This is a genomic window from Alteromonas gracilis (genome assembly GCF_036870955.2).
In the GTDB taxonomy this organism is placed as follows: domain Bacteria; phylum Pseudomonadota; class Gammaproteobacteria; order Enterobacterales; family Alteromonadaceae; genus Alteromonas; species Alteromonas gracilis_A.
On sequence record NZ_CP145482.2, the window covers coordinates 2669059 to 2692068 of the forward strand.

17 protein-coding genes and 3 pseudogenes are annotated in these 23010 nt (G+C 43.9%); 9 read left to right on the forward strand and 11 right to left on the reverse strand.

Annotation, left to right across the window (positions count from 1 at the left end):
• Nucleotides 1-32: 32 nt before the first annotated feature.
• Complete coding sequence (locus tag V6N89_RS12875; RefSeq protein WP_338517887.1) at nt 33-410, reverse strand: hypothetical protein; 378 nt, start codon at nt 408-410, stop codon at nt 33-35.
• Nucleotides 411-746: 336 nt separating this feature from the next.
• A pseudogene (locus V6N89_RS12880) lies at nt 747-1347 on the reverse strand (BON domain-containing protein).
• Nucleotides 1348-1650: 303 nt separating this feature from the next.
• Here V6N89_RS12880 and V6N89_RS12885 point away from each other — a divergent pair.
• Complete coding sequence (locus V6N89_RS12885) at nt 1651-2634, forward strand: endonuclease/exonuclease/phosphatase family protein (protein ID WP_346993805.1); 984 nt, start codon at nt 1651-1653, stop codon at nt 2632-2634.
• Here the strand turns inward: V6N89_RS12885 and V6N89_RS12890 are convergent.
• Nucleotides 2621-3172: a hypothetical protein gene (locus V6N89_RS12890; RefSeq protein WP_338517893.1), complete on the reverse strand. Its 552-nt coding sequence runs from the start codon at nt 3170-3172 to the stop codon at nt 2621-2623. The two genes, V6N89_RS12885 and V6N89_RS12890, sit on opposite strands and share 14 nt — an antisense overlap.
• 511 nt (nt 3173-3683) lie before the next feature.
• On the opposite strand from V6N89_RS12890, the gene V6N89_RS12895 reads away from it, so the two are divergent.
• Together V6N89_RS12895 and V6N89_RS12900 are read left to right on the forward strand one after the other, a co-directional pair.
• Nucleotides 3684-4613: a glycosyltransferase family 2 protein gene (locus tag V6N89_RS12895; RefSeq protein ID WP_338517894.1), complete on the forward strand. Its 930-nt coding sequence runs from the start codon at nt 3684-3686 to the stop codon at nt 4611-4613.
• A gap of 131 nt (nt 4614-4744) precedes the next feature.
• Nucleotides 4745-6877 (forward strand): response regulator, encoded by a 2133-nt coding sequence (locus V6N89_RS12900; RefSeq protein WP_346992782.1) that lies wholly within the window; start codon nt 4745-4747, stop codon nt 6875-6877.
• Nucleotides 6878-6942: 65 nt separating this feature from the next.
• On the opposite strand, the pseudogene V6N89_RS12905 reads toward V6N89_RS12900, so the two are convergent.
• From V6N89_RS12905 to V6N89_RS12940, 6 genes and pseudogenes are all read right to left on the reverse strand, one after another.
• A pseudogene (locus tag V6N89_RS12905) lies at nt 6943-7828 on the reverse strand (WYL domain-containing protein).
• 223 nt (nt 7829-8051) lie between these two features.
• Nucleotides 8052-8591, reverse strand: coding sequence for a hypothetical protein (locus V6N89_RS12910; RefSeq protein ID WP_346992783.1), 540 nt, complete (start codon nt 8589-8591; stop codon nt 8052-8054).
• Nucleotides 8592-8609: 18 nt separating this feature from the next.
• A pseudogene (locus V6N89_RS21780) lies at nt 8610-12656 on the reverse strand (ExeM/NucH family extracellular endonuclease).
• Nucleotides 12657-12971: 315 nt separating this feature from the next.
• Entirely contained in the window at nt 12972-15572 is a 2601-nt protein-coding gene (locus V6N89_RS12930) for a M1 family metallopeptidase (protein WP_338517901.1), read from the reverse strand.
• Between the two features lie 139 nt (nt 15573-15711).
• Nucleotides 15712-17607: a methyl-accepting chemotaxis protein gene (locus V6N89_RS12935; protein ID WP_338517903.1), complete on the reverse strand. Its 1896-nt coding sequence runs from the start codon at nt 17605-17607 to the stop codon at nt 15712-15714.
• Between the two features lie 154 nt (nt 17608-17761).
• On the reverse strand, nt 17762-18013 hold the full coding sequence (locus V6N89_RS12940) for a hypothetical protein (RefSeq protein ID WP_338517904.1): 252 nt from the start codon (nt 18011-18013) through the stop codon (nt 17762-17764).
• Nucleotides 18014-18186: 173 nt separating this feature from the next.
• Between V6N89_RS12940 and V6N89_RS12945 the strand changes: the two genes are divergently transcribed.
• From V6N89_RS12945 to V6N89_RS12960, 4 genes are all read left to right on the forward strand, one after another.
• Complete coding sequence (locus tag V6N89_RS12945) at nt 18187-18420, forward strand: hypothetical protein (RefSeq protein ID WP_338517905.1); 234 nt, start codon at nt 18187-18189, stop codon at nt 18418-18420.
• A gap of 158 nt (nt 18421-18578) precedes the next feature.
• Nucleotides 18579-18980, forward strand: a complete 402-nt coding sequence (locus tag V6N89_RS12950) for a hypothetical protein (RefSeq protein ID WP_346992786.1) — start codon at nt 18579-18581, stop codon at nt 18978-18980.
• 104 nt (nt 18981-19084) lie between these two features.
• Nucleotides 19085-19387 (forward strand): hypothetical protein, encoded by a 303-nt coding sequence (locus V6N89_RS12955; RefSeq protein ID WP_346992787.1) that lies wholly within the window; start codon nt 19085-19087, stop codon nt 19385-19387.
• Between the two features lie 13 nt (nt 19388-19400).
• Complete coding sequence (locus tag V6N89_RS12960) at nt 19401-19805, forward strand: phosphate ABC transporter substrate-binding protein (protein ID WP_338517907.1); 405 nt, start codon at nt 19401-19403, stop codon at nt 19803-19805.
• A 65-nt stretch (nt 19806-19870) separates the two neighbouring features.
• Here V6N89_RS12960 and V6N89_RS12965 read toward each other — a convergent pair whose 3' ends face one another.
• Together V6N89_RS12965 and V6N89_RS12970 are read right to left on the reverse strand one after the other, a co-directional pair.
• Complete coding sequence (locus V6N89_RS12965) at nt 19871-20422, reverse strand: substrate-binding domain-containing protein (protein WP_338517908.1); 552 nt, start codon at nt 20420-20422, stop codon at nt 19871-19873.
• A gap of 19 nt (nt 20423-20441) precedes the next feature.
• Nucleotides 20442-20780, reverse strand: a complete 339-nt coding sequence (locus V6N89_RS12970; protein WP_338517909.1) for a LysR family transcriptional regulator — start codon at nt 20778-20780, stop codon at nt 20442-20444.
• Between the two features lie 109 nt (nt 20781-20889).
• Here V6N89_RS12970 and V6N89_RS12975 point away from each other — a divergent pair, with 109 nt between their 5' ends.
• Both V6N89_RS12975 and V6N89_RS12980 read left to right on the forward strand, forming a co-directional pair.
• Nucleotides 20890-21747, forward strand: a complete 858-nt coding sequence (locus tag V6N89_RS12975; RefSeq protein ID WP_338517910.1) for a type 1 glutamine amidotransferase domain-containing protein — start codon at nt 20890-20892, stop codon at nt 21745-21747.
• A gap of 14 nt (nt 21748-21761) precedes the next feature.
• Nucleotides 21762-22916, forward strand: a complete 1155-nt coding sequence (locus V6N89_RS12980) for an iron-containing alcohol dehydrogenase (protein WP_346992788.1) — start codon at nt 21762-21764, stop codon at nt 22914-22916.
• Nucleotides 22917-23010 lie beyond the last annotated feature (94 nt).

Below are 23010 nucleotides of genomic sequence, written 5' to 3' on the forward strand. Positions count from 1 at the left end.
AAAGCGAAGCCAAATGGTTTCGCTTTTATGTCTTAACTAGAAGATAACGTGTAGGTTTGAGACTCTTGTGAAATATGAGTCGCATATTGTGTTAAGTGATGAGAGAGAACGTTTTCAGCACGTTCCACGTAATCATCTCGCTTTCTATCCCACCCTCTTAAATCAGCCTGTTTAGCTTGAGTAATGAACTGCTCCATTCGCATTTTACGTAACAGGTGCGACTTTCGCTTGAGGTCAAATTCAACCCCAGCAAAGTGCTTTTCTAACTTAACTATCTCAGGGTGAAGTTTACGTTCTTTGTCATCTGCACTCGCCTGACTTAACAACGTATTGCCACTATTTGCCATGCCAACCAGAGCGATGAAAAATGAAAAAACTAAAGCTGAAAAAAACCAACGTAACATGTTCATAAAACTCTCCTTGCAAAACTAACCCTGTATTATGCACCAAGGTTACTCATCTATGTGCAACGATAGTTCTGCAGGGATTAGGCCACAAATAAAACCCATTAAAAACAGATGGATAAGTTCAAGGACAGTACAAAGTGGTAAGCGAGTGAGAAAGTTCTACACACATGTTTGAACAATTAACGATGTGGTGCTATTCAAACTTTTTTAAAAGTAAAAGTGTAATTGTGTTTCGCCATCAGCGTCTTGCTGTTTTCAATAACGTCTTGGTTTACTCAATATAAATTTTAGGCACAAAAAAAGGGGCTAGCGCCCCCTTTTTAGCAACGTAAAGACAGGTTAGTTCATCGCAGTTTCCGTTACAATGCGCAGATTATCTTCGACGTCTTTAACATCAGACGCATTCTTAGCAATTTCAATGACTAAATCGCGCTCAGCATCTGAATCGACTTCACCCGTGAGAGTAACGTTTCCGTCTTCTACATCAACATCAATATCGAAACCTGAGATGTCAGTGTCCATGAGAAGTCGCGTTTTGATCACTGTTGCGATTTTAGCATCGGTAAGTTCACTCGTGCCTTCGTCGTAGGTCGACTCCATATCGTCTGAAACACTTGAGTCGCTCTCATTGTTGGCGATTATCGTTAACTTATTGTCAACTGACCTCACACCATCAATGTTTGCAATGAGCTCTTCAGCAAGTTTTTTATCAACCGAGTTTTCAACTTTACCGAGTAAGAATAACATTACCGTTTTTAACGTCAGTGTTGATATCAAAGGAATCAAGGTTGCCATTGAACAACAGCGTCGCTTCTGCTTTGCCGTCAATCCATGCGTCTTTGGCTCCCTTTTCCCATTTATTGTCATTATTCATATCACCTGCATAAGCAGCAGTCGTTAATGATGTAGCAACAATCATAGAAAGTAGTGTACGTTTCATAACATTTCTCCTTTGTCGAAACTCGATTTTACTAATGCCAAATTGATGCCACACATATAAGCAATTGTTTAGTAAAGAAATTAACGAAATTTAAGGATAGTAGGCTTTTCAACTATTTGAAATCTTTGCTTGAATTTAGAAATTTTTACTCAATTCAAAACCTCGGGCTCACTAATGCGTTTTACCAATGCAGTTAAACTTATCCATTGGATACCCCGTAATCAAACTACATCATCTGCACGCTACGAAAAGGCGAGCTTGCGAAAATACTCGCTAGCTAATCATTCAAAGGAAACGAGCGCCATGGACACTATTTTCTATGTTTTTTCTGCTGTTGCGATTGCATTAAGCTTTGTCCCTTTGCTTCCCTCCTCTCATTGGACAGTTCGTGTGTGGGAATTTCCAAGGCTTCAGATTGCGGTAGTGCAGTTTTTACTACTATTGTTAGGCATCGTTTTGCTCGCCGACAAAGGATTAACAGGCTTGCATACTGGTTTATTGGTGGGACTAACGATTGCGCTCATTTATCAAACTGTTTGGATTGTGCCTTACACACCACTTTATAGAAAGGAAGTGAAATCGTGTGAAACGGCGCAGCGCACTACCCTGCGCATATTGTCCAGTAACGTTTATATGCCCAACAGCAATTTCGAGGCGCTACTAGCCCTTGTAAAGAAATTCGATCCTGATTTTCTGGTAACCCTAGAGTCAAATAAAAAATGGCAAGACGGACTTTCTGCGCTATCTAGCAACTACCCGCACCAGCAGAGATGCCCGCTGGAAAACTTGTACGGAATGCACCTATACAGTAAGCATCCATTTCGCAATATCGAACTGCGCTTTCTTGTAGAAAAGGATGTACCGTCTATTAAAGCCGATGTTGAAGTTAATGGTCATAGCATTACGCTATACTTTGTGCACCCGAAGCCGCCAAGCCCAACTGAAAATCATTACGCGGCGCCCAGAGACAAAGAATTGCATATTGTGGGAAAGGAAATTGCCTCGGATATTGAAAAGCATCAATCTATTATTGTTGCAGGTGATCTCAACGATGTTGCTTGGTCACCTACGACTCGTAAGTTCAAGAAAATAAGTGGGCTTCTTGACCCAAGAATAGGCCGTGGTTTTTACAACACATTTCATGCCCACTACCCGCTTGTAAAATGGCCTCTTGATCACGTATTTCACTCGCGTCATTTTGCACTGTCACGCATAGAGCGTCTTGAAGACATAGGGTCTGACCACTACCCCCTATTCACCGAACTGTGTATTTCTAGCGAAGCTTAGCACTTTGCCTTACACACCACATAACGCTCTCGCACGCGTCTTCTCTGCGTTTAAAATGCGCTAAGCCAATCAGTTTAGCGGCATGAGGCCACACAGCTTGTTTTAATACAACTTTGTCTTTGTCGCTTAGTTTTTCGTTATCTAACAGAATTTCAACCGCTTTTTTATTCGGCTTAATGATGCCGGGTTTCGCTCCCGTCACTAGATGTGCGTCTACGCATATGTACTCTCTGGCTACCGGGTCTTTAACAACGCCTATGTATCCTTCATCACAAATAATAGCGGGCCACCCCTCAGAAATGCGGCTTTGGCCAAACATAACAAGGGTAAATGCAACGAGGACAAAAAGTGTCAAACCTATAAATTGCGTACTTAAATCTGGTGCGACGGCAACAATAACACCCACCACTGCAGCAAAGAATATCCAGCCTCCGAAAACACGACGCATCGCATTAGGAGAAATACCAGAAATGACATCGACTGATTTCAGCGAATGTTTATCGTAATGACGAAGAACTACAGAAGATTGCTCTGACACAGTGTTTACACCACTTATGAATTAAACGACCGACTTTATATACGGTTGAAGAAAAGCCATGGACTTACAATTACTATTTTAGACGATTTTTGTGCACAAGAGATTTCAAAGTTAATTTTAAAAACAGTGAGTTACGCGCACTGCGTTAGGATAGCAAAACAAGCACTCCTGGCAAAGCAATTAGATAATCTAGATGTGTAACTCTTTCTCAATTGTGGGTCAGTTATACCGACTCCCACGCAAGTTGTGATAAAGACTAAAGCATTAAAAACCCAATAAAACAACTAAAATCAATAACATAAATAAGGGGCGCGATATTTGCCTACTAAGGTTTGCGGATAATGAATGCGAGCACAATGACTTACGCATTGCTAGACAGTAAAAGTAAATTGACGTTCTGTATGGCAAGCGACTCGTGTTTTTATCGGTATTAAATAAGCGATAGCGAGCACAGCACACCTGTTTTTAGTGTACCTGAGCGACAAATTACTGATGACGAAAGGAGAAGCAAATGACATTGCCTATGAGTGCTATCACTATAGTCAAAAATCGAACGCAACAGCTTTCATCGTTAATCACTCAACTTGAATCAAGCAGCGCGAAACCAAGTGAGTTAATTGTCGTTTGGATGTCATCCCCGTCTGATTTATCGCTAATACAAAGTAGCCACTTTGACGTGATCCACAAGTTTGCTAACCAAGACGAACTCCCCATTGCAAAGGCAAGAAACAAAGGTTTTAGCGAAGCGAGATACAATTCAATTGTCTACTTTGCGGTAGATGCGGTGATATCCCCCACGCTTATTGACGAAGGTTACCGTACCCTTGACGTAAATACGTTGGTGAGTACATCTGTAAAACTGCTTCCTATTGACCTTTGTGATGCCCTTGCTTCATCGAAATCAATTAATGCGTCCAAATCGCAGGCACTATCAAAAGAGAATGATTTAAAGGAAAACTACTATGGAAAGCCTAGTTACGCTAGCACTTGCTGTTCAGCTTTTTTTATTTGTAAGACAGACTTTGAAAACGTCGGCGGTTTCGATGAACACTTCCAAGGTTTCGGGCTAAACGATGAAGACTTCATTACCCAGTGTAAATGCAGCGGGTTAGTCTTAAAAAAGATTTCCACAGTGACATTCACACCGTATCGCCAGCAGCATCGTTGCCCGACAAATCATTTACTTAACTATGTATTAAATGCCAAGCGCTTTTACCGTAAATGGGGGAGTTATCCGTGTAAAGAGGTACTCAGCGCTTTTGCATCCAAGGGATTGATCAATAAAGACTACGAACATTCAGGCCTGAAAGTTACGCGTATGCCCGCACACTCACACAATGAAAAGACAACACCTATTGCAGACAATTTACTGCCAATAAATAGTGTTGAGCGCATAAGCACTGCGAATTCAGCAAAGCATGAAGCTCAAGCGCACGTATAATGGTAGCTTACGGGTTATTCGCGCTTAGTTAACCTATAACGTTCAGAAAATACTTGGAATTTCCCACAAGCGTTTGCGTTACCCCTGTGCATCTATTATCTTGATATGAGTGCTAACAAACTCTCATCCCTATGTCGATTCGCTTTCGCTACATTGTTGCATTATTGCTAACTGCAGCGCTCGTCACGCTATCGTTTTTTGTCGTTCGCAGTTTAATTAACGAACAAAAATACGATGCTGAAATCATCAATATTGCAGGGCAGCAACGTATGCTTTCACAGCGTATCGCCATGCTCATTAAGTCAGGCGAAGCATGTAAAGGCGCCATTGAAGAGATTTATCTTGAGCGAGCGCTTGAAACCTTCACGGTAAATCACCTGAGGTTGACCTCGCTAGACAACCTGCCAAACGCAGTCCAAGACACTTATTTCGGGCCCAGGCAGCTCGACAGTAAAGTTAACAAATACATTAACGAAGCGCAGAATGTGCTTAAAAGCCCGATGTGTGACAACACATTGAGTTTCACTATCGAAGATGTCACAGACTTACTCCAAGACTTAAACAAAGTAGTAGATTTGTTTGAGCAAACAGCATCAGAGCGTGTTACTGATGTCGCGCATATCGAGTTTCTTATATGGTTAGGCGCCTTACTGTTGCTGTGTATTGAAGCGCTCGTTATTTTTTGGCCTTTGGAGAAATTCATCAAGGAAGCGTTTGACCAACAAGTCGCGCTAAGAAACGAAGCCCAAGCGTTAGCAGCACAAGCGGAAAAGGCCAGTAAGGCAAAATCAGAATTTCTGTCGAGTATGAGCCACGAGTTGCGCACACCGATGAACGGCCTATTCGGAATGATTGAACTCGCGCTAGACAACCCGGAAAAAAGCAATATTTATCTTAAAAAAGCACGGGCATCAGGTAAGCAACTCCTTGTGCTTATTAACGATATTCTTGATATTTCTAAAATTGAAGCAGGTAAAGTGATTGTAGAGCAAGCGCCTGTAGATTTACTACAAGTGCTCGATGACGTGGTATCGCTGCAACGCGTGGCTTGTCAAAGAAAGGGATTGGTCTTCAACTATTACAAAGACGCAGCCCTCCCCCATGTCATTGCGGGTGATATTACCCGTATATCACAGATTCTGCACAACCTGCTGAGTAACGCGATTAAGTTCACAGAAAAAGGCAGTGTGACACTACAGGTTTCCTACCTTCGCGATACGCGAAACAACATGCTAACATTTGAAATCACTGATACTGGTATCGGTATTGAGGCGTCTAAAATTGAAGGCATTTTCAATAAATTCGAACAAGCGGATAGCTCCACAACACGCTCATTCGGCGGCACAGGCCTTGGCCTTAGTATAGCGAAACAACTTGCGCAGTTAATGAACGGTGATATTGCGGTTCGCTCTACGATAGGAAAAGGCAGCACATTTACTTTTACCATGTCAGCGGAAGAAACTCAGCTTCCACCTTTGACTGTCAAACCTAGTGCAAACGTGACCTGTGCGATAGTGGATGATCTGCAAACCAGCCGCGAATACATTAAGCATGTAGTATCTACGCTTTCTATACCCAGTAAGAGCTATTATAGCGCCACGCAATTTCTGGCCGACGACCCCTTATCCTATGACGTGATTATTCTGGATATTGCCATGCCCGAAATGAGCGGCATTGACCTCTTGCGCGAGCTCAACAAATCTAAACCGGTAACGTTTCCACGGGTGTTACTGATTTCTGCCGAATTAGACCGCTTAGATTATGAAAATGATATTGCACCGCTTATATGGAAAACCCATGCCAAGCCCATTAATCGTCGCGAACTGGAATATGACTTAACATCTTTACTTCAAAGTGAAGAAGCAACGCCATCGAACTCGCAGGAAGACAATCATAATAAGCGTATACTATTAGCGGAAGACAATGACATTAACGCGGAAGTGGTGAAAACTATGCTTAAGAGTGAAGGCTATAAATGCCTTCATGTGAAAAATGGAAAAGATGCAATTGACGCGTGTAAACGCCATACCTTTGATTTTGTTCTAATGGATTGCAATATGCCCATTATGGACGGTATTGAGGCGTCTAGTATTTTGCGCAACACGATGAACCTGACAACGCCAATTGTTGCACTTACCGCAAATGCATTTTTAGAAGACAAGGAAGAATGTTTGGCCGCTGGTATGAGCGACTTTCTTACAAAGCCACTCGACAAGAACACACTACTCACATGCATACAAAAACACCTAAAGCCGTCACAGTAGTGACACTATAGAGCTCTGCGCATTTTCAGGACACTTTTTGTTTATTCCAATCAGGTTTTAAGCAATTATTGGTAAGCCGTCTGTTGCGATATATATCCAGGCGCTATGGCGAGATTGTCCGTATTATCAAGCGAGCCTTGGTTGCGCAACCACAGTTGATACTCACCAGTTCTTAAGCTGGCATGCTTGGTACAATCCACATTCCAACGACGTAATAAATAGCTAAGCCATGGCAGCACGAACTTCGAGCGTAAGTACCCCCTCCTCCATTGCGTAATCAAGCTCTATCGCTGTCGGATATTTAATGTTTTTTGGGTGGGGAATAATTTCCAAAGGAATTAAGCGTTGCCATTGTTCATCTAGCTCAATACATTCATATGACTCTGGTTCAGACTTCACTGTCACTTTGCTAATTCGAGTAAGGACAAAATCCCTAAAACTCTGAGATTTTCTATCGTACGCCCTAACATGCCATCGCTGCCCGTTATCAACAATACTATGAGGCACGATTTCCCTTGCGGTACTGCCGCTAGACAACGACGTGTATATAACGCTGATAGCGCGCTTGTTGACGATAGCTTGTACTACCTTTGCTACGACGAAAATGTCGGGCACATTCAGTGATGACGCACTTTCAACAGGAAAATGAATATCGCCAATTGCGTCAAAACCATCAGAAATGTCATTTGCCAATTTAACCAGCGTGCGTTTTGCATCATGTTCAAACAAAGGGGCAAACTCGTCGGTTTGAAAATAGCGTTTTTCCCGAGGATCATAATACAAATTGTTGGGTGCGAGCTCTTTGTAAAGGGTAAAGTCCCGAGACCCCGCTGAAAGTCCAACTTGAAAACGGTTTATGAGGTCCTGACGGTGGATAGCACCTTTAAACATTAGGCAAAAATCGATGTAAGCCAAACGTTGGCGTTGCGAAAAGGAAATAGTATCTAGCATAGTAAGCGCGTATTGTTTTTCTTTAGTGTGGTTTATTTTAAGCCGCATGTAAAGTGACAAATATATCTTCAAGAAATGAGCCCTATTTTTTTAAAACATACTCCCTGACAATTACAAAAAAGCCCAAGCAAATTGCTTGGGCTTTTTACGTAGTTTAGTGCTATTTATCTTTTGCTTTGTAGACTACGTAGGGTTAAACCCACCAGCGCGAGTAAAACAATAGCTAACGAACTAGGTGCTTGAGTACCTCAGCAATGGTAAAGCTTACTCCTTCGTTCCCCACGCCTACAAGAGGAAAACCAAACGCGTTAGATAATTGTGCCTCGAAAAGGCTTAGTTCAACCGTCCCCACATCTAATGCCATTAACTGGAAAGAGAACAGAGAAATAGCGTCAAGGCCTGTCTGCGCGGCTTCCGCTCCGTTAAAGAAAGGAATAAACATCGCATTAATGTTTTGAATAGCATTCAAAGACACAAAGTCAAACGCGTTATTACTTAGGTTAAGTTCAGGCATATCACCAAGCGCACCCAAGTCCTGAATAGAATTAACGTCGTACGATATTAATGAACTATTAATAGCGATAGACGAATTAAATCCATAGAAAAAGGTTTTAACGCCATTAGGCAGCAAATCTAAAGCGTTTACTGTCACGTTGATTGTATCACCCACATTATACTCAGCCTTATCGGTGGTAAGGGTAATAAGTGCAGCATTTGCATTAAATGTCATTGCTGCTAAAAGTACTAAGATTAGTTTTTTCATTATATCTATTTCCAAAAATTAAACTGCACAGCCAGCGCGTGAGCACATAGCCATTAATGCTTGAATATCGAAGAAGTTAACCACGCCATCGCCATTAAAGTCGTAGCGTTCGTCGTTTGCTTGACCTGAAATAAAGGCTTGATAGAACATCATAATGTCGTCGTAATCGACGTCGTTATCACCATCCAAATCGCCTACCATTACTGCGTCTGGGAAGTTCATTACGACAACAACGGGGTCGTGGTCTGACGAACGATAAGCGTCGCTGCCGTAGTAGCTAGCAAGCTGAGTTTCAGATTTAAACTCTACGTTGTAATCAAATACACGCGGTTCGTCAGCATTAATGTGCCATACCGTAGTGTCTACAACGTATTCAGTGAGCGAGCTGCTTGTCAACGCATGATCCAAATAGCCTATTTCACCGCCGAAGCTATAAGAATAAGCATTTGAGCCATCAAACAGCTCTACCAAGTTAGAATAGCCCTCTGACTCCAGTGTCAGAATTGGTGTTTCTTTGGCATAAGCGTTAAGGTCACCCATGATGAGTACGCGGTCAGATAACACTTCACTGTTCTGTGCAATTAATGCAAGCAAACCTTGCGCAGCTTCTGTGCGAAGCTCATTCCAACAGCCTTGGCCATCGCCTAAGTCAGCATTATTGCCTGTAGCACTACTACAGCTGCCTTTTGACTTAAAGTGATTAATAGCAAACGCAAAGCTTTCGCCATTACCATTAACACTGAAGTTTTGAACGAGCGGCTGTCTGTTACCAAAATCAAATGGCGCAGCATCAGACGTAATTGGCGAGCCAGTTGGCGTAACAACAGCTGGTTTGTACAGCATGCCCACTGCAATTTCATCGCCACCAAGCTGTGTCTCTAGCGCTACGTAGGCGTATGCATCACTGCCTAACTCAGCGTTTACGCTGTTAACTAAACCAACAATAGCAGAGTCACTGCCGTAACCATCATTTTCAATTTCGACAAGACCAAGCACGTCAGCGTCCATAGCAACGATTGCAGCTACTGTTTTTGCTTGTTGACGCGCAAACTCTTCGGCACTGTCTGCGCCGCGAGAGGTTGGGAAGTCAGGCCCATTGAAATAGTTAAGCACGTTAAAGCTTGCCACTTTTACGTCGCCAAGCGCATTCAATTGTGGTGCAGGAGTTCTAGCGTTGGTACGAACGGTTTGCACATCTCCAACCGGAATCAGGTTATAAGCCCCAAAAGCGAAGTGCACCACGCCTTGCAGGCTTTCTACACTGTCACCTAAGCGCAGCGTGTTGTTGTGCGAAAGTCCGCCCACTGGGAACTCAAGACCGTCACGGTTTTGAGACGTATAGCCATCATCAACTAATAAAGCGTCACGTGCGTTTTGCTGCTCCAGCGCTAGCGCTTCTTGTGAATTTGCTTCAAATTGATTTGTAGGGATCATCAAGCGCTGCGACGATACTGCAAATTGACCGTAACGGCCTAGATTGTAGATGTCAGTCACTTTTAGCGTTTGCTCGAAGCTAACTTGCATGCCTTCGACAGCTTCTAAATCGGCGTCAGCTTGCAATGGTAGAGAAATCGGTGTGTATAGCACTGTGTCACCAGCACCGATAACTTCAACGTCAGCGGTTGACGTTAGCTGCGTTGCGCCAAATCGCTCACCGACTGTAGCGGCTACACGGACCAAATCACCAGGTTGTGGAAGTTGGCCTGAAGAACCTGCATAAACAAACACACCCTCAGACGTTGCGGCGTTGTCATCAGAGTCATTTGCTTCTTCTTGAACGAAGAAACCATCCATGCCAGGCACGACTTTCGTAACAACCGCTTCAACAACCACATCAGTGCCTACCATTGCAGACGCATCACCTTCACCTTGTATAGCACTAATAAGCACTACCGTCGGCGCTGGGTCCACTGGATCAGTTGGGTCTGTTGGATCTGTTGGGTCTGTTGGGTCTGTCGGTTCAGCAATAACACCATTGTGTGCGCCAAACTGATCAAGGGTATCTTTCGCATAGCTGTCCCACTCAGCGCTTGGGTCAAAGCTACTATTGCGATTTGGATTGCCCCCGGTCACCGTGCTCTTGCGCACTAGCGTAACGTCTTTACCCCAGTTTGTTTTTACTGAAAACGTTCCCAACGCATCAACCACTTCACCGTTGTACGTCAATTCAATGTAATCATCACCATTAAAGTTAATGACAAAGTTACTAATTGTTGAGCCGTCTGTCAGCAATGCGTCTGCTTGGCTATTTGCATATGTTGCAACGCCACCAGAAGCAATAGAGCCTTCTAGTTCTAGTACCTTACCGTCATTTTCACCAGACGCACCGTTGCTATAAAGAACAAGGGCATAACCAGATAAGCTTACCGATTCTGACGAACTATTGAAGAGCTCAATACCTTTATTAAAGCCACCACCCTCTACGTACTCTGAAATGTAAACACTGTTGCTTGAAGTGGGTTCGCTTGGGTTAGTATCTGGATTAGTACCGTCACCTAGGTATCAGGGTCTGTGCCACCTGTGTCAGGATCAGTACCACCTGTATCAGGGTCAGTAACGCTTCCATCACAGCTTTCATTGTATATCAATGAAGCTAGTTCAGGCTTGTCGATGAATGGGTTACGGTTGCCTTGGAATTCAAACACACGCTCATTACGACGACGCTCGAAGTCATCTACTGGGTCACTCTCATGCCACTGAAGCAGCACACATAGCTTGCCAAATGCCGCTTCGTCGGTCGTTGTTAGACGATTAAGCAACACTAGGTCTTCTTCTGTATCACCTGCGGTGTTACCGTCGTATCTTACATCCATGTAAAGCATTGAACGTGCAACATCACCTTTTACAGCATCACGAGGCTCAAACGAGTCACCATCTACACGATTAGCTGGTGCTTCACTAAGCGCGCTATCACTGAAATCAAAGTCTAGATTACCGCGTGAACTGTTGACCGAGATATCCGTTGGGCGCAAATGCAAAATATCAGTATAAGCAGTTAGGCTTGAACTAGAAAAACCGTGGCTCTTAGCCCACACGTGCTCTCTATTCCAGTTGTCTTGGTTGGTACTTTGAGAGCCACTTCCGTTTGTACTTTTCGCTTGAGACGTTCCTTTGTAGAACAACAACACATTGTTTGTGTTAGCTGGGTCTTCATCTGTGTATGTCAATGATGTCCAAACTTCTGAGTAGCTCAGCATTCTGTGACCGTTTTCGATGATGTCGTGAGCGGTTGATTTAAGCGTGACCGCATTTTCACTGTTGGCAATAGCCGTATTTAATGCCGCGTAATAGTCAGACTCAACATAGTCACTCGCCAAATTAATTGCTTGTAAGTCAGGGCAATTGAAGCAACTGCCTGATAAAACAAGTAACTCTGTTGATGGCTCACCGCCATTGTCCGGCGTGTCTCCACCATTATCTGGGTTATCGCCGCCTGTGGCGCCCGATGCAACAACTTTAACGCTGTCTAGGTTATAATATTCACTGCCTGCGCCGTTAAGCAGTGCCACACGGACAACCAAGGAAGAACCAAGCCCCTATATTGGCCGTTACCAGTGTATTGTCGAAGTCATCATTAACCGTGTTGCTATCGCCGTTGTTTTGCGTAACTAAATGGAACGCACCACCGTCAAGTGAGTAAAACACATTGATGTAGTCATCATCTTCAAACGTCCCGCTTTCTGATAGCGCAACCTCTAAACTGATATCACCTTGACCACTGATATCAATACTTTCAGTTTCCCAAATAGCTTCTCCGTCAACATCACGCGCCTGCATCGCGTTGTTGTTAACTCTGAACCAGTCGCTAGAAGCTGTAATTTGTGCATTGGTCACATCGATTGACCAGCGATCTACGCCGTCTACCACGACATTATCGCCAACAGGGATTGGGCCTGTTGCCCCTTTACCTTGAAGCGATGCTGCCTCAAAGTTCTCTTCCCATATCGTTGTCGCTGATGCATTTAACGAAAGTAAGCTAAGTGACAATGCGCCAGTAAGAAGGGCATTAACAACTTTAGCTGACTTCCTCAATTGAAGCTTGTGTGTGTTATTCTTGATAATCATTATTTTGGTCGTCCGTTGTATAGGAAGGTATAAAATCCAATACATACGTATACACAGCAAGCACTTAAGCAAAATAATAATATAATCGTCACACTGCTTTAAAATCAGCAACTTGGCGCTTTAAAATAAGTTTATTTATTAGTTAACTCTGCTGTACTACAGGACAGGGAAAGCTGAGTTGTCACAATGCCAATTCACTCAAACGCGATACACTCTTGCGCCTATTTGTTTGCAATTATGTGGTGCACAATGCGAAAGATACGCACAAAAAAAGAGCACCCAAAGGTGCTCTTTTTAGCGTTGCGTTTTTATTTTTTACTCGGCATATGTGCTAAGAAATGCGTCAAAGTCAGACTGAAATGCATCTTTCAAACGCATACATTGCATTGACTCGTCTTTCATTATATCCACGCCTCTAGACATCCCTTGATGCGCTTCAGCGATAGGCGAATAAAATTGCGTTGCCAATTGAAGGTTTGCCTTTTTGCATGTCACTGAGACAAACTCCGGCATACGCGACACGTGGTAGTCTGGCATTTTAGCAATAAGCTTATCTTTGTTTTTGTTCAACCATTCGTACAACATGGAATGGTCATCTAAGTTACGGGCGACACGCACCACCATGTAAAGCGTATTTGCTGGTGTAATGCTGTCAGTAAGCGACAAGTCAAGCATCTTAAATACCGTCGGCTTGTCACTAAAATGCATTGAGTAAATCAAAGTGCTTTTCACATTAGGAAGTTGCGCCTTGTTGAACGCCTCTTTAATGCTCGCAAACCATTTTGCGTTATCTTCACCTTCGCTATACTTAGTGGCAATAGCAATCGCAGTACCAGCAATACCCGACGGCACTGTGCTGGTGTCGTTAATATAACGTTTCGCAATATTCCGGCTTTCATCAATAAGCGCCTGGTTGTTGGCGTGCATTCCAATTAAGGTGTACAGCTGGTTGCGCAAGCGAATAACGTCCGCAGAATCACTGTCGCTTTGCTCTAAGGTGAGTGCCTTCAATAACGGTAAATAATCTTGATTGAGTAATGCGGCAAACTGCTTATCGTTATTTTCATTAACAAGATAATCGAACTCTGCCAACACACTAACCGCTGCACGAATAACGGCAGGGTCTTCATCTTTCGCAAGCGCGTTAAGCACGTTTATTACGCTATCGACACCTACCTCATCAGCATTAAGTAAGGCTTGATAGTTATACAGTACGTTTTTCTTTTCTCGCTTATTTAGCGCATTAATATCGTTTAAAAGCGCGTCTAACTGCTGCTCATCCACTGACCAACGGAAATAACCTGTTGCGTTGTCATTAGGATAAACCCACTTCGCTTCAGCCAGCTGCGGTAATAACGTCGTTTTTTCATCAATAAACACAATATCGTGCTTAATCTCATCGCTAATTTTATAAGTCAGTTTAAGCGGTACGGCCCAAGTTTGCTCTTTGACCTCAGCACCAGCTAGATGAAAACGCGACTGCGAAACTTTGCCATCTTTGCCAATATGAATCAGTGGGTATCCCGGCTGCTCTAAATAAGCTTTCATCATGGCACTTAAGTTGAAGTCTGACACACCATCCAGTGCAGCCCATAAGTCGTCTGCTACTGTGTTGCCCCATGCGTGCTTATTCATGTAGTTGCGCACGCCTTGGCGGAACTTGTCAGTACCAATCAACGACTCAATCATTTGCAAAATTGACTCGCCTTTGGAGTAGTTTAGCCCTAGCCCATCCATCACATCAGGTTGGCTTTTTACCACTTTCTTAACGGGTTTAACTGTGGGGCTGGCATCTGCACCAAATGCGCCTTCTTGAACAATACGGTCAGCATAATTCAATTCTGGATACAGGGTTTTCATAGTATGGCTGGCCGCCCATGAAGCAAACGCTTCATTTAGCCATAAGTCGTCCCACCAAGCCATAGTAACCAAGTTACCAAACCATTGATGCGCAAGTTCATGTGCAATAACGTTCAGTGGACGCGAGCGCTCAGTCACACTGGGGTTATCTTCCAACAAAAGTAAGCTGTCGCGGTAGGTAATAAGCCCAACGTTTTCCATCGCACCATGCGTGAAATTGGGAACTGCCACGAAGTCCATTTTCTTGTAGGGGTATTTGATGTCGAAAAAGTTTTCAAGGGATGCCAATATCTCTGGCGTATGTTTGATAACAAATTTGGTTTTATCTACATACCCTTTTGGAACATAGATACGACCAGGAATTGGCAGCCCAGTCATTTCTGCACTATCAAATGGACCAACTGTGTAGGCAATCAAGTAAGTCGGCATTGGTTTTGTTTTCTCAAACAAAACCGTTTTAACACCGTTGTCTACGGTTAGCTTTTCAACTGGCGTATTTCCCACCACCACTTGGTGCTCTGGCGCGCTTATTGTCATTTGATACGGTATTTTAAATATAGGCTCATCAAAGCTAGGAAAAGCCTTACGCGCATGCATATCTTCAAACTGCGTGAAGATGTAATTTCGCTCTTCAAAGCGTGATAAGTACATACCATCTGACGACGTGTTCACTTTACCTTCAAAGGAAATTCGAAGTGTATACTGCCCCGGCAATATGGGGGATTGTGACATTCCCCAGTTTATGTCGTAGTCGCCTATCGAGACTGTTAATGTTGTTTCTTTGTCCTCTGACACAAGCACGGCTGACGTTACTGTTAAGCCTTGTTGATAGAAACCAACCTTTTTGGTGGTTTCATTCACGGTTACCTGAATATCTGTCGTACCAGAATAAGTAGGAATATCTGGGTCAAGGTTTAGGTGAATGGATTGAAATGTAGGCGTTACTGACTGTGGTAATCGGTAATCTACGTCTGTTGCATGCACAGGTGTGCTAAGCAGCGATGCAAAAGCCGTCATCGTCACTACAGCACGTAGGAGCGCAGTAATTCGTTTCATGTTTTTTATCCGTTATGCGGGAATTTTCCCTTTATTTTTTCACGCGTAAGGATAAAGACGTCATAATGCGATAGCAATCTGGAGCAACGTATAGCGCGCTCCAAATTGTTACTAATCATTTCAGAGCGGCCACCTCAGGCTAAAACTGATAGCGGCGGAGCTGCATTTGCATCTGTTTTATCTGTGAAACCAATTGCTCACAGCTAATTGCGACATCATTGGCATACGCTGTATTTGCATTTCCAACGGCATGAATAGAATTTAACCCCTGTTTAACTTCATCGGCCACCTCTTTTTGCCCTTCAGCCATACTCGTCGCCTCCTGATTTAGCGCAGTAATTCGCGCAACAGCATTTAAAGCCTGCTTCAACGAGCTTCCTGCATGCTGAGTTACTTCCACAGTGCTGAATGCCGTTTCTTTGTTTTGCTGCATTTTATCTGACGCAACTCTACTCCCCTGTTGCAGGCGCTCTATCATGTTCCTGATCTCTTCCGTTGAAGTTTGAGTCCGACTTGCTAGCGACCTCACTTCGTCGGCCACAACAGCAAAACCTCTGCCCTGCTCTCCGGCTCTAGCCGCTTCGATGGCAGCGTTCAAAGCAAGTAAATTAGTTTGTTCCGCGATGGTGCGGATAACTTCCATAACGCCACTTATTTCTTCGCTCGCTTGAGCAAGCTCTGAAATTACTTGCACAGACTCATCCACATCGTGGGCTTGTGACTCAATGTCTTTTATCGTTTGACCTAACACTTGTACACTATTGCGAGTGTCACTGTCGGCAGCCATTGCTGCTTCACTAGAGCTGCGAATGTTATTAGCAACGGTATCCGCATTTTGTTGCAATAACGCTATTGCAGAATCAATTTTTTGTGTTTCGTTAGACAGCTCATCCACTGACGCCTTTGACTTACCCGCAGTAATGTTCAACGTTTCTGACTTGGCAAGCATGCTCTCAGTGGCTTCATCCACGTTTTGTAGTGTTTCCTGCAGTTGACTAAGTAACTGGTTGAAAGCGCTAGCCATAGTTCCAAATTCATCCGCACGCGTAGCCTGAAAGCGAAACGTTAAATCTCCTTCGCCTGACGACAAGTTGTTTACGACATTTATAAACTCTTCCAGTGGTTTGCCTACTATGTGCTTCACCAAGAACCAAATAGTAAAAAGTATGCCCGCACTTGCCAGTATTATTTTGATGATCACTGCCAATACCGCTTTGGTGATAAGCGCAGATTTTTCATCTGAGGACGCAGCAAGAATGATGTCGTAACCCCAGGGAGTGAAAGGTGTTACGGTTACCAGCCAATCTTCGTTGTTGGCAAGTGCTTTGCGCACATCGGCATCACTAACATGCGAAGAGTGCATACGAATGTTTCCTTTAGCATCTCTTAAGGCAACAAAACCATCGTCAAGTACATGACTTTGCGTTATAGCTTCTTCAAGCACATTGAGGTCCGCTGAATAGCCAACGTACCAAATACCGACAACCTCGCCAGCGCTGTTAAACATAGGCTCATATCCTGTTAAATAAGGGCTACCAAGGATATCGACCGCACCATAATAGGCCTGTTTTTTCTCAATTTGCTTGATAGCCTTGCCTTCTGGCGCAAGTTTTGTCCCTATTGCTCGTTGTCCATCTTTAATCACATTTGTGCTTACGCGAATAAAATCATCACCCGTCTTGCTAAATAAGGTTGCAGTCCCTCCCATTACCTCTGTCAATCCATCAACCAACAAAAAGTTATTCGCCTGTGGGTTTGTCCCTAGTAATAACTCGTTTGCTTGGGTTGATTTAACTGTTACTCGGGAAGATTGACGTGGTGAGCCAAGAGCAGCTCCGCGCAGCTTCAGCAATGCCATGCTGCTTTTCACTCGCTCTAACATAATGGCGTCGGTAACCGTGAGAATATTGTTAAGCCGATCAGCGGTCTCTTTTTTCTGTTGCACGATTTGCTGGGTTATTGCGGAGGAGGTTGTAAAAACGGTTATAAGGGCAATCACAAGTGCAAAAAATGCAATGACAGCTGTAACTGCCAAAAGAAATTTTCGTTGAATTGACATGTACTTTTCTCACTTATTATCAAGCGTAACGTGCCAGCACAGCCATGTGAGTTAAGGTGATGAATCCTTTAAGATTAAATTTAGGTCAAAATAGAAGAAGAGCAAACTTTTGCTCTTTATACTGGACAAATTATTTCATCGTTACTTTGCCGCCGATGATTTTTAGTGAGGGCTCACCGCGTATCATAGCGCTGCGCGCAAAATGGCCGCCACAAGATGGGCACACGCCTTCCTCACGGGTATAGTTTTCGACAATTCGCGATTTAAAACATTTCACCAGCGCGCCCTTACCCCCTTTGCGGTATTTGTATAGTTGTCCCTTACATTTTGCGCAGTAAATTTGAACGGTCTTCACTGGTCCTTTGGCATTTGGCTTTGCCATTTCCTCTCCTTTAAGTGCTCCAAGCCCATAAATCACAATCTAACTGCTTACGGTCACATGATTGAAATCTTGACAATTTTTAATGTATCGACTTCTTTTAAAAGGCAACAGCTTAACGAAAGCCTGTTAATAAGAAAATGCATTTACTAATGTTAATGTCAAAGGAAACACACATGAAAAAACTGGCAACATACTGTACGGCAGCCGCTGTACTAATCGGTCTGCCTGCGTTTGCGCAAGCAAATGATGATTTTCGAATCTCCGGATTTGCGTCACTCGTAGGTGGCACAGTGGTAGACGGAGATGGTTATTGGGCAAGACTTCCAGAGGCAGCTGGACAATATGATTCTGGGCTAGAATTTCAAACTGAATCTCGACTTGGCTTACAAGCACGATACCAAGCTTAGGTGAAAAGCTATCTTTAACTGCGCAGGCTATTTTTAGGGGAATAAACGACTTTGAACCCACGCTGGAATGGCTTTACGCATCCTACGAAATAACACCCAGTTTAGAGGTCAATGCTTAGGTAGAATGCGATTGCTAGGTTTATCATTTCTCAGACTATATGGACGTGGGCATTGCTTATCCGTGGTTGCGCGTTCCTTCTGATGCTTATTCTCTTGCGGTAACCAACTATCACGGCATAAGTTTACGCTACATGCTGGATTGGGACGCAGGTACAACAAACTTCCTTCTTTATGGTGGGCAACAAGATACTGATCCAAACGATCTCATTACCACCATCGAGCAATACAAAACGGAGCAGCTCTACAACGAAAATGGCGGATTTAGAGGCGTAAGAGGTATTCGCACGACCAAAGACTACGAGGATATGAAAGGGATAGTCGTCGATACGCAGATTGATTGGTTTAATTTGCGCCTTTCCTACCTTGAAGGCAAAGAGAATTTCACGTTTTTCGCTGAGGGCGACTATCCATCAACCCCCTTTTCGGTGATGAGTGGGTAGATACCCAATTCATCGACGTATCCACGTCGATTGACTATAACAACTGGTTCTTTATTGCAGAGTGGAACGAATACGATACCATCTACACATCATGGTTTGCGTCTTTGGCAAAAACATTTGGCGATTGGACACCTTATGTTTTCTATTCAAATTTCGAAGGCGAATTCAGATTTATCGCGCCAGGCGGTATCTCAGCGGGCTTTGAGGATGGTGCTACAGGAACGCTGGATGACGACTATAATTCAATAGGGGTTGGGCTTCGCTACAACATTAATCCACGAACAGCACTTAAATTTGAAATAACTGACTTTAATGATGACGGTGATGCTGCTGTCTTTATTGATGAAGACCAGGACGGTGATACTGATGCTACTGCGGTAGCAATTTCTTTAGACCTCGTTTTTTAAAGGCGTAATAATTATGAAAAAACTCGCACTTTTATGCCTTGCTCTTGCTATGCCAGTAAGCGCAGCCAATGTTGTAATTGTTAATGCAAACAACGCTTCTGCAACAGACATGGACGCCGTTCAGCGTATATACCTTGGAAAACTAAAAGCCTTCCCTGACGGCAGCAAGGCGCTGCCGCTTACCTACGACCAAGGAGACGGTACTAGGGAGTCTTTCAACAATACGGTGCTGGGTAAATCTGAAAGTCAGTACTCGGCGTTTTGGTCAAAGCTGGTCTTCACAGGGCGTGGCACTCCTCCTGAGACTGTTGCATCTCAAGAAGAAATGGTAAAGCTCGTAGGGACTAACCCAAATACCATTGGTTATGTTGATGAAAGCCTAGTAAACGATACGGTGAAAGTCGTGGGCACATTCTAACGTTGATACTATGCACATCAAAAGGAGGGCTTGGGGCCCTCCTTTTTTATCGCTTCAGACAAAAGTTAGTTAGGGTATTCAGTGAGATAGTTAAGATTAGCAAATGCCATTATCACGTCTTTTGCGAAACCTACCCGAGGGTGCCTTAGCGCTCCCTTTTTCCAAACAAGATAAATATCATTTTCGGGCCCTACATCGCCCAGCGATACTAGCTCCCCCTGTGCTATGCCTTCTTTACATAAGTAGTCCGGCAATACTGAGTATCCAATCCCTGCCTTAATAATGGTGCTGATAGCTCGAATGTCTGGACAAACTGCCGCTACTGGCGATTCGCACGGCGCATTAAACACCGCTGAAAAGTACTGCCTAATTAACGGCAACTGCTCATCGTAAGTTACGACCTTATGCTTGTTTAGCATCTGCGCGGTTATCTCTTTTTCCCTTAGCAACTTGCCCTGTACCCTATTCATGACAAGTATTAGACGCTCTCGATCCAACTTTTGGTATTCGTACATAGCATCACTGGGTTCTGATGCCGTAATGGCCAATTCGACAACATCCGTTTCTAATAGCTTATATGTTTGGGATTTGTTGCCTATGTGCAATACCAAATTCACTTTGTCGGCCTGCAGTAAATTAGCAAGCGCAGGACCTGCGACAACACTTAAATACTCTGCTTAGCCCTGCTAAATGAAGCGTACCGTGATCGGTCGACGCGCGACTTCTTATCGACGCAACTTTTTGTTCCAGCACGTCGATATGACTAGATACTTGAAGCGCAAGATCATCAGCGATAGCCGTGGGCTCGACGCCCCTTGCTTTTCTAATAAAAAGCTCTTTTCCCACAATAGCTTCCATCGCTTGGATATGAGAAGTCACAGCAGGTTGTGACATATGAAGACGAGAGGCAGCACGCGTAATATTACCGCTGCGATAGACTTCTACAAAGGTTTTTAACTGTGTTAAGTAAGACATGGCCCCTACCCATCAGATTTTTGATGACTCATAACAATTTATCTGAGTTCTCCAGATACTCCAAACGGCTTAAGATGCTTGCACAATTTGATGCGACAGGAGTATGTCTATGAAATCAACATTATCAATTTTATCACTCGCAATAGCTGCAAGTATGTCTCACAGCGCTATCGCTGATATTCAAAAACTGGCAAAAGGCGAAGTACTTGTCTTGTTATCAAGTGAAAATATGATGGCACTGTCAGAGGGTAAGCAGGAACCCACAGGCTATTACTTAAATGAGTTTGGTGTTCCTGCCAAAGCATTGGTTGAAGCAGGCTACAAGTTGGTACTTGCCACTCCAAAAGGCAACGCACCTTCGGTTGATAAAAAGTCTGTCATTCCTCAGTACTTTGATGGCAGCGAAGCCCAAATGAAGAACATAGAGGCATTTGTAGCATCGCTAGACGGAATAGATGACACACTTTCATTCTCTGAGGTAATAACTGCAGGTTTGGAAGACTACGAAGGGGTATTTATTCCCGGGGGTCACGCGCCGCTTATTGATTTGGCAAACAACCCTCAAGTAGGACAAATACTTTCTCATTTTCATGAGAACGGTAAACCCACTGCCGCTATCTGTCATGGGCCGATTGCCTTACTTTCTGCGCAGCTCAACCCACAATCTTATGAGATAGCATTGAAAAACGGCGAGCAAGCCACATCCTCTGATTGGGTATATGATGGCTACAAAATGACGATTTTTTCAACGCCAGAAGAAGAGTATTTTGAAAGCACTCTTGATGATGCTTCATTGCTCTATTATCCCGCTGATGCTATGGCTACCGCGGGTGGCAATATGCAGTATAAAGAAATGTGGGCGCCTAATGTAGTCGTAGACCGTGAACTCATTACAGGGCAAAACCCATTTTCAGATGACTTGTTAGCACAAAAGCTGATAGAGCAACTCAACACAATTAGTCAATAAGGACAGGCAAAACTATGCTTAATTTTACATTTAAAAACCAAACCGAAATTTTATTTGGTAAAGGCCAACTAAGCGAAGTGTCTACACGCTTACCGAAAGACGCAAAGGTATTGTTCTTATATGGCGGTGGCTCTATCAAGAAAAATGGCATTTACGACAAAGTTATTGCCTCTCTTGAAGGCGCCGATGTCGTTGAGTTTCAAGGCGTCGAACCAAATCCAGAATTTGAAACATTGATGAAAGCGGTTGATGTGGCGCGAGCAAGCGAGGTTAACTTTATCCTTGCTGTGGGGGGAGGTAGCGTTATTGACGGTGCGAAGTTTGTTGCCGCTGCGGTCAATTTTGCAGGTGATCCATGGGAGATTTTGACCAAAGGCGCTGCTTTTGAAAACCCTCTGCCTATTGGCGCTGTTCTTACGCTACCGGCTACAGGTTCAGAGAGCAATGGAAACTCGGTGGTCAATCGCAAAGAAACGCAACAAAAGCGTGCGTTCTCATCAGAAACAGTGCAGCCCGTATTTGCCGTACTTGACCCTGAGTTCACCTATTCACTGCCGCCTCGTCAAGTGTCGAATGGCGTAGTAGATGCTTTCGTACATGTTATCGAGCAATATCTGACATACCCTGTCAACGCACCTCTTCAGGACCGTTTTGCAGAGGGTATTTTACAGACACTTATTCAAGAAGGGCCCAAAGCATTAGCGACGCCACATGACTATGATGTGCGTGCAAATGTCATGTGGTCAGCCACAATGGCGCTTAATGGTCTGATTGGAAAAGGTGTACCTCAAGACTGGGGGACACATATGATTGGTCATGAGCTTACTGCTTTGCATGGGCTTGATCACGCTGTGACCCTCGCCATAGTATTGCCATCTTTGATGTTCGTACAGCGCGAGAAGAAGCAAGAAAAAATTCTTCAGCTTGGGGAGCGTGTATTTGGCATTAAAGAAGACAACCACGAAAAAGCGATTGATTTAACCATCAAAGCGGTTCAAGACTTCTTCGAAACGATGCAAATTAAAACGCGACTTTCAGATTACGACATTGAGTCATCAGCCATTGACGGTCTTATCGGCAACCTAGAACGTAACGGATTAACCGCTCTCGGTGAACACGGTGATATTGACCTTGAGAAAGCTCGTCAAATCCTGACTTTAGCAGCGTAACTCTATCCCGTAACAAGCTACGCGCGATATGCCTGCACCTTATGCGCACTGGCTGGCTCGCTATGATCCCTCTAACGAGCGATAAAAGCGTTGG

Bases quoted from the DNA above. Each gene is read 5' to 3' on its own strand.
- V6N89_RS12875 (WP_338517887.1), bottom strand. From the start codon at position 410: ATGAACATGTTACGTTGGTTTTTTTCAGCTTTAGTTTTTTCATTTTTC.
- V6N89_RS12885 (WP_346993805.1), top strand. From the start codon at position 1,651: ATGGACACTATTTTCTATGTTTTTTCTGCTGTTGCGATTGCATTAAGC.
- V6N89_RS12895 (WP_338517894.1), top strand. From the start codon at position 3,684: ATGACATTGCCTATGAGTGCTATCACTATAGTCAAAAATCGAACGCAA.
- V6N89_RS12900 (WP_346992782.1), top strand. From the start codon at position 4,745: ATGTCGATTCGCTTTCGCTACATTGTTGCATTATTGCTAACTGCAGCG.
- V6N89_RS12910 (WP_346992783.1), bottom strand. From the start codon at position 8,591: ATGAAAAAACTAATCTTAGTACTTTTAGCAGCAATGACATTTAATGCA.
- V6N89_RS12930 (WP_338517901.1), bottom strand. From the start codon at position 15,572: ATGAAACGAATTACTGCGCTCCTACGTGCTGTAGTGACGATGACGGCT.
- V6N89_RS12940 (WP_338517904.1), bottom strand. From the start codon at position 18,013: ATGGCAAAGCCAAATGCCAAAGGACCAGTGAAGACCGTTCAAATTTAC.
- V6N89_RS12945 (WP_338517905.1), top strand. From the start codon at position 18,187: ATGAAAAAACTGGCAACATACTGTACGGCAGCCGCTGTACTAATCGGT.
- V6N89_RS12950 (WP_346992786.1), top strand. From the start codon at position 18,579: ATGGACGTGGGCATTGCTTATCCGTGGTTGCGCGTTCCTTCTGATGCT.
- V6N89_RS12960 (WP_338517907.1), top strand. From the start codon at position 19,401: ATGAAAAAACTCGCACTTTTATGCCTTGCTCTTGCTATGCCAGTAAGC.
- V6N89_RS12970 (WP_338517909.1), bottom strand. From the start codon at position 20,780: ATGTCTTACTTAACACAGTTAAAAACCTTTGTAGAAGTCTATCGCAGC.
- V6N89_RS12975 (WP_338517910.1), top strand. From the start codon at position 20,890: ATGAAATCAACATTATCAATTTTATCACTCGCAATAGCTGCAAGTATG.
- V6N89_RS12980 (WP_346992788.1), top strand. From the start codon at position 21,762: ATGCTTAATTTTACATTTAAAAACCAAACCGAAATTTTATTTGGTAAA.